10 protein-coding genes, 2 tRNA genes and 1 pseudogene are annotated in these 14,778 nt (G+C 45.2%); 7 read left to right on the top strand and 6 right to left on the bottom strand.

Annotated features, from left to right (window positions below):
• Positions 1–110: 110 nt before the first annotated feature.
• A tRNA-Ser gene (locus SOHN41_RS13210) sits at positions 111–202 on the top strand.
• A 102-nt stretch (positions 203–304) separates the two neighbouring features.
• A tRNA-Arg gene (locus SOHN41_RS13205) sits at positions 305–381 on the top strand.
• A 452-nt stretch (positions 382–833) separates the two neighbouring features.
• Here SOHN41_RS13205 and SOHN41_RS13200 read toward each other — a convergent pair.
• The 3 genes from SOHN41_RS13200 to hpf form a co-directional block, all read right to left on the bottom strand.
• Positions 834–3,710 (bottom strand): valine--tRNA ligase, encoded by a 2,877-nt coding sequence (locus SOHN41_RS13200; RefSeq protein WP_007649790.1) that lies wholly within the window; start codon positions 3,708–3,710, stop codon positions 834–836.
• A gap of 20 nt (positions 3,711–3,730) precedes the next feature.
• The gene (locus tag SOHN41_RS13195) at positions 3,731–4,234 is read right to left on the bottom strand and encodes a DNA polymerase III subunit chi (RefSeq protein ID WP_007649786.1); all 504 of its coding nucleotides are present in this window, start codon (positions 4,232–4,234) and stop codon (positions 3,731–3,733) included.
• A gap of 1,341 nt (positions 4,235–5,575) precedes the next feature.
• Positions 5,576–5,932: a ribosome hibernation-promoting factor, HPF/YfiA family gene (gene hpf / locus SOHN41_RS13190; protein ID WP_007649785.1), complete on the bottom strand. Its 357-nt coding sequence runs from the start codon at positions 5,930–5,932 to the stop codon at positions 5,576–5,578.
• Positions 5,933–6,231: 299 nt separating this feature from the next.
• On the opposite strand from hpf, the gene SOHN41_RS13185 reads away from it, so the two are divergent.
• On the top strand, positions 6,232–6,924 hold the full coding sequence (locus SOHN41_RS13185) for a cytochrome b/b6 domain-containing protein (RefSeq protein WP_007649783.1): 693 nt from the start codon (positions 6,232–6,234) through the stop codon (positions 6,922–6,924).
• A gap of 64 nt (positions 6,925–6,988) precedes the next feature.
• Here SOHN41_RS13185 and SOHN41_RS13180 read toward each other — a convergent pair whose 3' ends face one another.
• Entirely contained in the window at positions 6,989–7,438 is a 450-nt protein-coding gene (locus SOHN41_RS13180) for a c-type cytochrome (RefSeq protein ID WP_007649782.1), read from the bottom strand.
• 189 nt (positions 7,439–7,627) lie between these two features.
• Here SOHN41_RS13180 and trpR point away from each other — a divergent pair, with 189 nt between their 5' ends.
• A complete protein-coding gene (gene trpR, locus SOHN41_RS13175) occupies positions 7,628–7,903 on the top strand; it encodes a trp operon repressor (RefSeq protein WP_007649781.1) in 276 nt (91 codons plus the stop codon).
• A 46-nt stretch (positions 7,904–7,949) separates the two neighbouring features.
• Here trpR and SOHN41_RS13170 read toward each other — a convergent pair whose 3' ends face one another.
• Both SOHN41_RS13170 and slyD read right to left on the bottom strand, forming a co-directional pair.
• Positions 7,950–8,327 carry a hypothetical protein gene (locus tag SOHN41_RS13170; RefSeq protein WP_007649780.1) on the bottom strand — a complete coding sequence of 126 codons (378 nt, stop codon included), beginning with the start codon at positions 8,325–8,327 and terminating at the stop codon, positions 7,950–7,952.
• Between the two features lie 212 nt (positions 8,328–8,539).
• Entirely contained in the window at positions 8,540–9,196 is a 657-nt protein-coding gene (gene slyD / locus SOHN41_RS13165) for a peptidylprolyl isomerase (RefSeq protein WP_007649778.1), read from the bottom strand.
• A 638-nt stretch (positions 9,197–9,834) separates the two neighbouring features.
• Between slyD and thrA the strand changes: the two genes are divergently transcribed.
• The 3 genes and pseudogenes from thrA to thrC all read left to right on the top strand — a co-directional run bounded on the left by thrA (position 9,835) and on the right by thrC (position 14,577).
• Complete coding sequence (thrA, locus tag SOHN41_RS13155) at positions 9,835–12,303, top strand: bifunctional aspartate kinase/homoserine dehydrogenase I (protein ID WP_007649773.1); 2,469 nt, start codon at positions 9,835–9,837, stop codon at positions 12,301–12,303.
• Positions 12,300–13,235 (top strand): homoserine kinase, encoded by a 936-nt coding sequence (thrB, locus tag SOHN41_RS13150; protein WP_007649771.1) that lies wholly within the window; start codon positions 12,300–12,302, stop codon positions 13,233–13,235. The genes thrA and thrB overlap by 4 nt, the downstream gene beginning before the upstream one ends.
• Before the next feature lie 59 nt (positions 13,236–13,294).
• A pseudogene (gene thrC, locus SOHN41_RS13145) lies at positions 13,295–14,577 on the top strand (threonine synthase).
• Positions 14,578–14,778: the final 201 nt, after the last annotated feature.

Here is a 14,778-nt window from a genome sequence, read left to right as displayed (position 1 = left end):
GCNCTGTAGCTCAGCTGGATAGAGTACCTGGCTACGAACCAGGCGGTCGGAGGTTCGACNCCTTCCACGCGCACCAATTATGTAAGCTTGCTTACAAATGCAGATTTTGCGGAGAGGTGGCCGAGTGGCCGAAGGCGCTCCCCTGCTAAGGGAGTATGGGCTTTATCTCCCATCGAGGGTTCGAATCCCTCCTTCTCCGCCATTCTATTCTCTCAGCAAGGAATAGATGATTAATTTGCGAGACTCGAGTGTGTCTTCTAAACTCAGGTCTGTTGGTTAGATTGTAATAACCAGAAAATGTTTTGCGCATGTAGCTCAGCTGGATAGAGTACCTGGCTACGAACCAGGCGGTCGGAGGTTCGACTCCTTCCATGCGCACCAAATAGATTAGCCCTGCAAGTAATTGCAGGGCTTTTTTATTTGCTGTCTAACTCTTTTTACCTGGTTTATATCCTGTCAGCTGATCAGTCTAGGTGTTAGCGACTTTCATCTGTTTAGCTTTAATCACTTCTCTTTCTTAGACTTTATTTTAGCGTAAGGCTGTTACGCATAAAGAGACTGAGTGGTTTTTGAGTCTAATTTGAGTCGCAGTAGCGCTCTGAGGATAACTTATTTAGATGAACGGATTAAGATGACTATGCGTGATTTTAATGCGAAGTGTAGGTTAATGCGCTGGTGTTTAGGTTAGGATTTTGCTTTAGGCTGCATCAGGCTACAGGACCTAGATCAATGTTTAAGATAGTCCATGGGATAGCAGTGCTGTACATATAATAAGGGCAGCCTAGTGGCTGCCCTTCATTCAGTTAACGAGTTAATCAGAACACATGAGAAGCTTAAGCTTCTAACTTAGCGAACTCTGATTTTTGTTCGTTGAGCTTGTCCATATCACGCTTGAGATCGGCCATCTTAGCGCGCTCTTTGTCGATAACCTCGGCAGGGGCTTTCGCCACAAAGCCTTGGTTCGACAACTTGCCTTCGATTCGAGCAATCTCTTGGCCAAGCTTTTCAAGCTGTTTGTCGATACGGGCCATTTCGGCGGCAACGTCAATCAAGCCTGCCATAGGGATCAGCAGCTCCATTTCACCAATTAAGCCTGTGGTCGACATAGGCGCGGTTTCGCCATCGGCTAAAATGGTCATGCTTTCTAAGCGAGCAAGTGTTGTGAAGAAGGTTTGGTTTGCTTCAACACGGGCTTTATCCTGTGTGCTTACACCACGTAAAAGGGCATTTAATGGCTTAGATGGCGCAATGTTCAGTTCGGCGCGAATATTACGCACTGCGACGATCACTTGCTTGACCCACTCTAAATCGGCCATTGCTGTGCTATCGACTTTATCGGCATCAAACGCTGGGAACGGCGCAAGCATAATGGTATCACCTGTGACACCGGCTAACGGTTTAACTCGCTGCCAAATGGTTTCAGTGATATATGGCATCATAGGGTGCATCAGGCGTTGCATCGCTTCAAGTACTGTCACCAGTGTATTGCGAGTGCCGCGCATTTGCGCCTCGCTGCCATTTTGTAATACGGGCTTAGTCAGCTCTAAGTACCAGTCACAGAATTGGTTCCAAGTGAACTCATACAGGGTGTTGGCCGCTAAGTCGAAACGATAGGCTGCCATATGATCGTCAAAGGTCTTAACGGTTTGATTGAACAAGCCGATAATCCAGCGATCCGCGAGTGACAGTTCCATCTCGCCGCCTTTGTGCTCTGGAGAGCCTGGGCCACAATCTTGGCTTTCGGTATTCATCAGTACGTAACGTGAGGCGTTCCACAATTTGTTACAGAAGCTGCGGTAACCATCTAAGCGCTTCATATCCCAGTTGATGTCACGTCCCGTTGAGGCCATTGCCGCAAGCGTAAAGCGAAGGGCATCTGTGCCGTGGGCTTCGATGCCGTTTTCAAATTCTTTGCGGGTGCTCTTTTCAATCTTGGCGGCCAGTTGTGGCTGCATCATGTTGCCGGTACGTTTTTCAACTAAATCTTCAAGTCCGATACCGTCGATCATGTCTAATGGATCGAGTACGTTACCCTTAGATTTTGACATCTTGTTACCCGCCTCATCGCGGATAAGGCCAGTCACGTAGACAGTTTTGAACGGAACTTGCGGCTTGCCGTCCTCATCTTTGATGAAGTGCATGGTCATCATGATCATACGGGCAACCCAGAAGAAGATGATGTCAAAACCTGTCACCAATACGTCGGTTGGGTGGAAGGTTTTTAAATCTTCTAGATTGTCGGGCCAACCCAGTGTAGAGAAAGTCCACAGTGCTGAACTGAACCAAGTGTCCAGTACATCTTCGTCTTGGCGCAATGGCATTGAGTCGGCAATATTGTGCTTAGCACGGACGTCGGCTTCGTTGCGGCCGACATAGACTTTGCCGTTTTCATCGTACCAAGCGGGGATGCGGTGACCCCACCATAATTGACGCGAAATACACCAGTCTTGAATGTCGCGCATCCACGAGAAGTACATGTTCTCGTATTGCTGCGGCACGAACTTGATGCTGCCATTTTCAACGGCTTCGATAGCGGTTTTTGCCATTGGTGCAACAGCCACATACCATTGGTCCGTCAGCATTGGCTCGATAACCACACCCGAGCGATCGCCGTAAGGCACTTTCAAGGCATGAGGCGCAATTTTTTCGAGCAGCCCTAAGGTTTCAAATTCAGCGACGATAGCATCGCGCGCTTTAAAACGGTCGAGTCCGGCAAAGCGTTCAGGCAGGCTGCCATCGAGTGTTTTGTTAAAGGTGCCATCTGAGTTAACCACTTCGGCACTTGCACGAATGGCGGCATCTAAGGTCAGCACGTTAAACATTGGCAGATTGTGACGTTTGCCGACTTCATAGTCGTTAAAGTCATGGGCAGGGGTGATCTTCACGCAACCAGTACCAAAGGCTATGTCGACGTAATCGTCGGCCACGATAGGAATACGGCGGTTAACAATCGGCAATAGAATAAACTTACCGACCAGCGCTTGATAGCGTTCATCATCGGGATGCACAGCAACCGCACTGTCGCCGAGCATGGTTTCTGGACGCGTAGTGGCGACTTCTAAGTAGTCTTTACCATCGGCCGTCAGTTCACCGTCGGCCAGTGGATAACGCAGGTGCCACATGTGGCCCTGTTTTTCTTTACTTTCCACTTCTAAATCAGAGATCGCAGTGTGCAGCTTTGGATCCCAGTTGACCAAACGCTTACCGCGATAAATTAAATCGTCTTCGTACAGACGTACAAACACTTCTTGTACGGCCTTGGATAAGCCTTCATCCATAGTGAAACGCTCGCGGTCCCAATCAACAGAGGCGCCCATACGACGTAGCTGCTTAGTGATAGTGCCGCCCGATTGCGCTTTCCATTCCCACACTTTATCCATAAAGGCATTGCGACCTAGGTCATGGCGATTTTTGCCTTCTTCGGCTTCAAGCTTACGCTCAACCAACATTTGGGTGGCGATACCCGCATGGTCAGTACCGACTTGCCATAGGGTATTTTTGCCTTTCATCCGTTGGTAACGGGTCAAGGTATCCATGATGGTGTCTTGGAAGGCGTGGCCCATGTGTAAGCTGCCCGTCACGTTGGGTGGCGGGATCATGATGCAATAATTGCCTTTAGATTCGTCGCCGTGTGGCTTGAAGTAACCTTGCTCTTCCCAGTTTTGGTAAAGAGCTTGCTCGATGGATTGCGGATCGTATGTTTTTTCCATGGGAACGTGTCTGTCTCAAACTAATTAAATGGATGTGTTGCCAAATTTTGGGTCGTTAACTCGACACCTAAGTCGCGATACTGCCGATAGCGTTCGCGGGCGACAGCTTTATGCTGTTGGTCATTGGCAACAAAATCGATGATTTGGCCAAAGTTTACCGCAAATGGAGGCACTTGGTCTGCAAGATTAATCAGAAGTTGGCGACTTTTATTGGCGCCAAGGCGATCAAAACCGATTTCAACGGGGGAACCTGTTACAGGACCCTCACCTTTCAAGTTGTGCGGTACAAATGCTGATGGTTCAAATTGCCATAAGAGTTCGTCAATTTCAAAAGCGACTTCTTTGTTTTGGCAATGAATATAAACAGACTGTTGCTTAATAAAAGCCTGTTTGGCGACGTGACAAGCCAGTTGATACATCTCTATTAAAGCTGTAGTTGCACTTATCGCCAGACTGCTGTCTGTATGATTTGTTGCAGATCCTGGTTCGATTGGCGGCATCAGATAAAACAGCGCTTGGGTCATGATTTCAATGCCTTGCTTTCAGATAATAGACGAGAGGGAAGTTTACACTAAAAGGACATTTTGGTTAATGCTAGCCTTGTCCCGTTTAAGGGGAACGGTATAACATTATGCTACTTGCTACTTGCTACTTGCTACTTGCTACTTGCTACTTGCTACTTGCTACTTGTGTTGTTGGCGAAAAAGACCATATATCGTCTATTTCAATATTGAGATTGCTGTCATAAAAAAATAGCGCACCCGGAGGTGCGCTGGTCTGAGATAGTATATCTGGTCAAGCGAGTTTATCCTCCTTATGTCAGTGAACATCAAATTAAATTAACCCTATTTATCTTTGGGTTACCCATCACTTTACATAACAAATAACATTTACAACTCTAGCTACTACTTACTTCTATCTGACTTACATTTATCAATAAGCAGTTTACGGCTCATCATTTGTACTAAGTACATATTGCTGTTAAGCAGCTTAGCCTTATCACTCGCTTAATTCACATGGTATTGCTATAAAAATGTGACTGTCTATCTTACTACGGTATTACATTTTCACTAACAGTTGACTCTAACCTATAAATAAACATGCACTTACTAATATTTCGACTGGAACATACTTATGTATATCTTCTGAACTAACAGTCCTCCTCTCTGGTTATTAAAAAATTTGTATGTCTGTAGAAACTGTAAAATTCAACACTCGCTCTATCTACTCCTTCTAGTTATTTTTGATAGCTATTAGGCCAACCATAAAATCTTAGTTTATACCTTAGCACGGTTAATGTATGACTAGACTGTTTTTGCTCCTCTATAGTGATTGTGTTTTCACTTATACTGTCGATAGTTAATCGGTGTTGCTAATAGATTACTGTTGCTCCATTTGAAATAAAGATGTTGTTAGATAACGTTTTTATCAAATAACTCAACTCTGCGAAAGCTAGTTTAGCTGTTTTCAATAAGTTCCTCGTGTTCTCCTAACCAATGGCATCAATTGAATAAAGGTGGAGCCGATAAAAACTAAGGATCAGTAAAGCTTAATGGTGAAAGTTAAACCTAGTTGAATACAGTGAACACTAAAATACTCAGTGTTAAATGTGTTGATTACTTTTGCGCTCCTTTTATTAGATGGGCTAATGATTGATTTTTAACTGTTTATCATTGTAGCTTAATTCACATCACTTCGATTCTTGCTCTCACTTTGTAAAGTGTAGTAGATATTTAATATGTCATGTTGTTTCTTGCTAATCATTATGATGATTTGTTGAACCCTTGCAAGAAACGGTAAACAATTTAAACACTTTCTACTTTATGCCTCTCGAAGTGATGTGTCCCTCACTAACTCTGAATTGCTTAAGCTGCATCTTCCTCCTCATATTCATCCATGCTGTTAACAGCATCATCAGATTGTACGACTGAAACAAAACGTTGAGCTTCAGGTTTATGGGTTAATCGATTGAGTTGCTTCTCTAATTTCTGACCCATGGCAGTTATAGCCGCGTAAAGGTTTTCGTGTTTGGCTTGAGCAAAAAGTTCTCCATTTGGGATGCCAACCGATGCTTCAATTTTGAAACCAGGTTTCTCCTCTGTGATGATTACATGGGGATTGATCAACTGCACATCGTGCCTAGAAAGTTTTTCAAAACGGCTTTCAATGCGTTCACGGATTGGGGCAGTGACTTCTAGTTGCTTGCTCGTAATCTTTAGCATATGTCGAACCTTCTGTTGTTTCCTTGGATTTCAGGTTACCAACCTTAGCTATCAAAAACGAGATCTAGATCACATTTTTGTTTCGGTTAGTATCTGTTCGTTGGATATTTGATCGCTTAGACAAATATCGAGAATTGTTAGTCAAAAAGCCTTGTAATGCCTGCAGAATAGAGCCATATTTGATGGGATAACTCCGCTGTCTTTTCCCTGATTTACCTATCTTTACTTTAAGTTTTTGATTAAATCCCGATAAAATACTTCTACTTAATTTCATTAGTTCACCCGGGTGGGCCAGTTTTATGAAAACAGAGCATGTCAAAATTAAAGTATGGGATTTACCTACACGCATTTTTCATTGGGCTATGGTGCTGCTGATGGCATTACTGTGGTGGAGTGCCGATGCAGGCGAAATGCAATGGCATCAAATTTTTGCCTACAGTTTATTGATCCTGATTGGATTTCGTCTTTTGTGGGGGCTGATTGGTAGTGATACCGCTAAATTTAGTCATTTTGTGCACCATCCTAAAATTGTGATGGAGTATCTCAAAGATACACGAACGAAAGGCGTATCTAGAGTGCTTGGACATAATCCTATGGGTGGCTATATGGTTGTGGTATTGATTGCTGTCATCAGTTTGCAATTAGTGACAGGCTTATTTGCAACGGATGATATTTTCACTGAGGGTCCGCTATACAGTTATGTTAGTTCTGATAGCAGTGCTTTTTTAACTTGGCTGCATAAGTTAAATTTTAATTTTATCTTGTTGCTGAGTGTTGTTCATGTTTTAGCTGTCATAGTGCATGCCATGAAAGGTGATAGATTAGTGGGCGCTATGCTCAGTGGTTATAAGAACATTCCTCGCGTTGAGCTATCTTCTGCACATTCGAGCCAATTGACGTTTAAGTCTGTGTGGTTGGCTTTAATGCTATTGGGACTGTTGGCGACAGTCGTATTTTTCTACCTAATTTGGCCAATAGTACAAGCATTGTAGATTGGGAGCTGCCCCATAAAAAAGCCTGCGAAGTTGCAGGCTTTTTTTATGGGGAAACACAAACCTAGTCTTTCTTATAAACGTCGTGACAGCCTTTGCAACTTTTACCTGTATCCATAAAGGCTTGTTTGATTGCAGCTTGATCACCTTTTTGCGCCACGGTAGCAAGAATCGCAGCGTTTTCCTGGAAGGTTTTCATTTTGGCATCAAAATCGGCTCTATCTTGCCACACTTTAGCTAAAGCTTCGGTTTCACCTTTATCTGAGCCGTCAATAAAGCCTTCAAAAGGAATTTTTGATAGTGCAGCAACATTGGCTGCGCGCATTGCGAAGGTTTCTGCTTCGAAAGGTTTTTTACCTTTCATCATGGCTCCCATATCACCGAAGTTATAGGCGACAAGGCTAAATGCGGATTGGCGATATTCAATCGCATCTTTTGCATCTTCGAAATTGTGTGCATGAGCTGCTGAAGCCAGCAAGGTACTGGCCACAAGAGTAAGTAGTAATTTTTTCATCGTATTCTCACAAATTGGTGTCGAAGTGTGACATTGCGCCACTATTGTACACAAATTAACTTGATGTACTAGAAGCAATTTTGTCAGTTTTTGTCTAGATATTATGAAGAAGCGTAACAAGTTATTTGTTACGGAAGTAAATCTGTTAAACTGCCAATGTAATGCTTTAACAGTACTTTTGGGGCGATTATGCGAGCAAACTGGGATTTAGTTTTAGAACGGATTTTGAGTCATGGGAATTATGAAGATCTTTCCGTGCTATTTCATTTACTGCTAACCGAAGAAGAGCGTAGTGCTATCGCGGGACGGCTCAAGGTTTTTCAGCTACTGCTCAATGGTGAAATGAGCCAAAGGCAAATAGCGGCTGAATTTCAGGTGAGTATTGCGACTATTACCCGCTGTTCTAACTATTTAAAGAATATGACTCCAGAGCATAGGGCAACAATTCAGAAACTTATCGATTAGCGCAATAACAACCTATGGTCAAGGGCGCCCTAATTATGCATGTATTTCAAAAATGGGGAGATTCTGGCAATCTGTGACGACGATATAGTGCACGTCTAACCAAAATATACAGACCATAGCTAAGCAAACAAATGGCGAGCACTGGATAAAGATCCTTTGGCATAAACTTGAAAATAGACAAAGCGGTGAATAGATAGAGAAAGGGTAAAAAATTATAAACCATTTCAGGAATATGACCCGATTTCCTACGTCTTGCCGGATCAGTACGACGGTTTTGGGACCGCTGAATATAGATCCTTGCTCCTAGTATAAAAATCACTGTTGCCGCTATCACTGCATAGTTGATATCGAGTGCAATAAAGCTCGAACTACCAAGCACCATATAGCCATAGGGCAAAATTTCATACAAGGGTTTAGCTAGCATAAGCACTCCATCGCTTAAATTTAGTATCAAATTGAAAATATTCAGATAAGTAGTTGAATATTCTAAATCGTAAGCCAGTTTTAGGGTTTACTAACAAATTATAATCATTTCCGTATAAAAAAAGCACTCCCTTATGTAAGGAAGTGCTTCATTACTGGAAAGTGAAAAATATAGCTAAATTAGTGCTAGCTTAAAACTTAAGCCGAGCCTTGTTAACCGCGACAACCACAACCACCATTGCCATCACAGCCGGTTTTAGGAGTGTCACAGGCTTCGTGTTCTTCATGGTGGTGTGCATGATCGTGGTCAGAACCGCCACAGCAGCCGCCAGCTTCTTCTTTGCTTGAGCCACCACAGCAACCACCACCGTGGTCATGATCATGACCATGGCTGCCACAACCGCCATGGGCGTGGATATGGCCGTGGGCGATTTCTTCTGCTGTTCCTTCACGTACATCGAGAATTTCGATACTAAAACTCAAGGCTTGGCCAGCTAAAGGGTGGTTGCCATCGACGATGACAACATCATCCTTTACTTCGACAACTTGAACTGGGCGTTGGCCCATTTCAGTTTCGGCAATAAAGCGCATACCAGGGACGATATCTTCGATATCACCGAAGGCTTCTAGGGGAACGGCTTGACGCAGACCATCATGGTAAGGGCCATAGGCTTCTTCGGCGCTGATGGTCACGTCGAGTTTTTCGCCTTTGACCTTGCCTTCTAACGCCGCTTCTAAACCTGGGATCAGGTTTTCGGTGCCGTGCAAATATAGCATAGGTTCTGCGCTAAAAGAGTCTTCTAGCAGTCTGCCTTCTTGGTCTGATAAACGGTAATGAATGGTTACCGCGCTGTGTTGGGTGATCTTCATATCGCCTCCGGTTCGGAATGTGCGCGCATAATAACGCGCTTTTTTGACGCTGGCGATAATTTGAAGCAGCTTATGTTAGATATCGCACAGCTTTTTTTTCGGCGGATTAAACACTGTTTTGTGCTGTGCAGTATGTGTAATGTGATTTTTGCTCGTTAGTCTGTGAATCTACCCTGAGTGATAAGGTGGAACAAATAACGTGACATTAAAAAGTGAGTTGCAAGTAATTTTATGAAAAATAAATAATTTTTACACCACATCTCTACTAGATTACGTTAACGTCAACAGTTATCTATTGCATAAATCGTATTTTTACCCCTAGAAAACTTTATATTAACTAATCTTGATGCAGCATTTTGTCGGGCGTTAAGGTTTGTCTATAAATAATCCATTTTAGGGGTTGACAAGCGCGGGTAAAAAAAGCAATTCTGTTTATCAAGAAATTAACATGGATTAGCCCAAACACATGCATAGCCTAGGTTTCGTAGTAATTACCATTATTACAACCACCACAACAACAGTGGGGGCGGGCTGATACACCCTAAAGAATTTTAACGATAAGCCCGCTTCCCACAAAGAAGCGGGCTTTTTTGTTTCTAGCTCTTATTTCTAAGTCGGGCGCGGTACAGGAGAACAAGATGAAAGTAATGAAATTTGGTGGTACCTCGCTTGCTAATTGGCAGCGATTCTCGATGGCGGCGGATATTGTTGCCAAAGCATCTAAGCTTGAGCCCATAGCTACTGTGCTATCGGCGCCTGCGACTGTGACCAATGCGCTATTAGAAATGGTCGACGTTGCGGTTAAAGGAGAAGATTATTCCCCAGTAATACAACATGTTGAACGGGTTTTTACCTCACTGTATCAAGATGCGGTGACTTCTGGACTCTCTGGCGCGCAAAGTGAACACTTGTTTGCAGGTTTAGCGAGTCAGTTGGCGTTATGGCACGATAGACTCCGTGGGATTGCCTTGTTGCAAGAGTGTCCCGATGGTATCCGCGCCGAAATCGTGGTGGCAGGGGAGCGATTATCTGCGGCCTTGATGGAGCAAGTCATGCTAGCAAAGGGCATTACATCGGGTTTGCTCGATCCCCGTGCATTATTTTTGGGACGTGGGAAACCGTTGGAGTCCGTCGTTGATATCAGCTTGAGTAAGCCAAGATTCAAAAGTTTAGCACTCGGTGAAAAACGGGTGTGGGTGATGCCTGGATTCACTGCCGCCGATGACCAAGGTAAAGTTGTCACTTTAGGTCGAAATGGCTCCGACTATTCTGCTGCCGTGCTGGCTGCTTGTTTAGATGCCTCCAGTTGTGAGATCTGGACCGATGTCGACGGTGTTTATAATACCGATCCTCGGGTAGTTGCCGATGCTAAATTGTTGTCTCAGCTTAGCTATCAAGAGGCGATGGAGCTCTCCTATTTTGGTGCTAAGGTGTTGCACCCTAAAACGATTGCCCCTATCGCCCAGTTCCATATTCCCTGTTATATCAAAAACAGTTTTAACCCCGATGCCCCCGGCACTCTGGTATCCAATCAAGCCGATAAGAGCGGTTTGCAGGTTAAGGCTATTTCCAATCTCGATAATCAAACTATGTTTGATGTTTCGGGCCCAGGTATGAAGGGCATGGTTGGCATGGCGAGCCGGACTCTTGCAGCGATTTCCCGCAGCGGCGTGTCTGTGTCTTTGATCACCCAAAGCTCTTCTGAGTACAGCATCAGTTTCTGTGTGGCTACATCTGATTCGGCTAAAGTGAAGTGGGCCTTAGAGCAAGAGTTTGAGTTAGAAATAAAAAGTGATTTGCTTGAACCTATCGCCATGCGCCATGAGCTGGCGATTGTGTCTTTGATTGGTGATGGCATGCGCACCCATAAAGGGGTTGCGGCGCGTTTCTTTCAAGCCTTAGCGCAGGCAAGCGTGAACATTATCGCCATCGCCCAAGGCTCGTCCGAGCGGTCGATTTCGACTGTCATCGAGCAGCGTAAGACTAAGCATGCGGTTGCCGCTTGTCATCAAGGCTTTTTCGATGTGCAGCAATATCTCGATGTGTTTTTAGTGGGTTGCGGCAATGTGGGCGCGGGTCTGCTCGAGCAAATCAAACAGCAGGCGCCAGTCTTGAAGGATCAACATATCAGTATCCGTGTTTGTGGCATTGTGAATTCGAACAAGATGTTACTCGACAGTGCGGGTATCGACTTAAGCAACTGGTCTAGTTTACTTGCCGATAGTCAGCAAGACTGTGATATTCCTGCGTTATTGGCTTGGGTAAAAGATCAACAATTACTCAATCCTGTATTGGTGGATTGTACCTCTAGCGAACAAGTGTCGAATCTGTATTTGGATGTGATGAACGCTGGGTTACACGTGGTCACACCCAATAAAAAATCCAACACCCGTGATTATGCTTATTACCAAGCACTACGCCAAACGGCATTAAAACAGCGGCGCCAATTTTTGTATGAAACCACAGTGGGCGCGGGTTTACCTGTGATCGATAACCTGAAAAAACTGTTATTTGCCGGTGATAAACTGCATAAGTTTAACGGTATTTTATCGGGTTCTTTATCTTTTATCTTCGGCATGCTCGATGAAGGCATGACACTGTCTGAAGCGACAGGTCTGGCGCGGGAAAAATGCTTTACTGAGCCCGATCCCCGTGATGATTTAAGCGGTATGGATGTGGCGCGTAAGGTGCTCATTCTTGCCCGTGAAGTGGGACTAAAGCTAGAACTCAGTGATGTGCAGGTTGAATCTGTATTGCCAGCCGAGTTCGATGATTCAGGCGATGTCGAAAGTTTTATGGCGCGTTTGCCGCAGGTTGATGCCGCCATTGCTGCTAAAGTGGCACAGGCCAAAGCCCAAAACAAAGTGCTGCGTTATGTCGGGCAAATTGAAGACGGTGTGTGCCGAGTGCGTATCGCCGAAGTCGATGCACAGGATCCCCTTTATAGTGTTAAAGGCGGCGAAAATGCTCTGGCATTCTACAGCCGTTATTATCAGCCCATTCCCTTTGTGCTGCGCGGTTATGGCGCTGGGACTGAAGTGACCGCAGCTGGTGCCTTTGCCGATGTATTAAGAACCTTGAATTGGACTCGTGAGGTGAGTGTATGAGTTTGACCGTTTACGCTCCAGCCTCTATGGGTAACGTGGGAGTCGGATTTGATTTACTGGGTGCCGCTTTGGCGCCTATCGATGGCAGTTTACTGGGCGACAGAGTGACTATCACCGCGGCAGAGTCCGGTGTGAGTCTGGCGCAAACCGGCGCTTGGGCTCATAAACTGCCAGACAATCCGCAAGATAATATTGTGTACCAATGTGCAGAGTTCTTCTTGGAAGCACTTGGCAAAGATGAAGGTGTAGCTCTGACACTGGAAAAGAACCTGCCCGTCGGCAGTGGGTTAGGTTCAAGTGCCAGCTCAGTCGTGGCGGCGTTATATGCATTGAATGAACATTTTGACAGACCCTATAACGAGCAAGCTTTGCTTGAACTGATGGGGGAGTTTGAGGGTAAGATCAGCGGTAGTGTGCACTATGACAACGTCGCCCCTTGTTACTTAGGCGGCATGCAATTGATGCTCAATGTGCCGGGCACAGTCTGTGAAGCGATACCGAGTTTTAAAGAATGGTATTGGGTTGTGGCCTATCCAGGGATTTCACTGTCGACGGCGATGATGCGTAAACTCATGCCCGATCAATATGATAAAAGTGTCACCATCGATTTTGGCCGCTACTTAAGTGCCTTTGTACATGCTTCTTACCAGCAGAATGCCGAGCTTGCGATCAGCGTATTAAAGGATGTGTTAGCCGAGCCCTATCGCGCCGCCGCGATCCCGGGTTACGACAATGCCAGAGTCGCTTTAGCCGATATAGGCATGTTGACTACGGGGATTTCCGGCAGCGGCCCAACGTTGTTTTCGATTACCGATAATTTAGCCACGGCCAATGCCGCTAAAGTCTGGTTAGAACAGCATTATCTCACCGAGGCGGGGGGCTTTGCCCACGTGTGTCACCTCGATGAGCGGGGCACACGTAGGGTCGATTAATCGTCAATTTAGCTAAGACTAAGTATCAACATTATTTAGCATCAAAAGGTTGAGTGAGCATGGAACTGTATAATTTAAAACACCCTTCGCAGAAAGTGAGCTTTAAAGAAGCGGTACAACTGGGCTTAGGTAAGGACAGAGGTTTGTTCTTCCCCACCCAAATACCCGTATTAGACGATATGGAAGGGCTACTGGCGCTGCCATTTGTTGAGCGCAGCAAAAAGGTGCTCGGCGCTTGGCTTGCCTCTGAATTAGGGCAAGATGCGGTTGATGAACTGGTTGAGCGTGCCTTTAATTTCGAGTTACCTTTGGTTGCTGTGGATGAGCAGCGCGCTTGCCTGGAATTGTTCCACGGTCCCACTCTAGCATTTAAAGATTTTGGTGCACGTTTTATGGCACAGTGCGTCAATGCCTTTGTCGGTGATACACGCTTAACCATTTTGACTGCAACTTCGGGTGACACAGGTGCTGCGGTTGCCGATGCCTTTTACGGGCTTGAGAAAGTCAATGTCGTAGTGCTCTACCCCAAGGGCAAGATCAGTGAGCTACAAGAAAAATGTTCACCACTCTAGGGAAAAATATCCATACAGTGGCCATAGAATCTGATTTTGATGCCTGCCAAGATCTCGTTAAACGTGCCTTCGATGATCCAGAAGTCCGTGATGGTTTGAGCTTAAACTCAGCAAACTCTATTAACATCAGCCGATTACTCGCACAAATTTGCTATTACTTTGAAGCCGTTGCCCAGTCTAAACAGCGTCATAGTGCCGATCCTGTGATTTCAGTGCCAAGTGGTAACTTTGGTAACCTCACTGCGGGTTTATTCGCTAAAGCCATGGGATTACCGGTTAAACGTTTTATCGCCGCGACCAATGCCAACGATACTGTGCCGCGTTACTTAGATAATGGCCAATGGCTGCCCAATCCAACTCAAGCGACTATGTCCAATGCAATGGATGTGAGTGAGCCAAGCAACTGGCCGCGAGTGGAAGCCATTTGTGAGAAATTAAACTGGCCACTGAGTAACTTAGTGGGTATTCGTTTATCTGAGGAGCAAACCTCACAGGCATTAGCTGAGTTATATGCTCATGGTTATGTGTCTGAGCCCCATGCGGCGATCGCAGCTAAAGCCTTATCTTTAATCTTAGTGCCTGACGAAGTTGGCATATTCTTGGGAACGGCGCATCCCGCTAAATTTAAGGATGTAGTGGATAGAGAATTAAAGCTTAACTTACCATTGCCTGCCGAGCTTGAGGCTGTGGCGGCTAAGGCTATTTTGTCTGCACAGTTACCCGCAGATTTTGCCAAATTGAAGGCGCATTTATTGGCTGTGCTCGCCTAGTCTTAGGCTAAGTACATATAATGGCAAGTTTGTGTCGAAGGGGAGCTAAGCTCCTCTTTTTACAAGTGCCTACTGAGTAGCAATATACTTCCATGCTGTAAATGAGTGTTTAGAGGGGAATATATCTCGCTTATGGCGTCAATCCCACGGGCGGACTACCCTTATTAAAGGTTAGGGAAAACCTTCTGGATTTAGCGTCAT

The sequence above is a fragment of the Shewanella sp. HN-41 genome (assembly GCF_000217915.1).
Lineage (GTDB): Bacteria > Pseudomonadota > Gammaproteobacteria > Enterobacterales > Shewanellaceae > Shewanella.
This window is presented reverse-complemented; position numbering and strand designations above follow the sequence as displayed.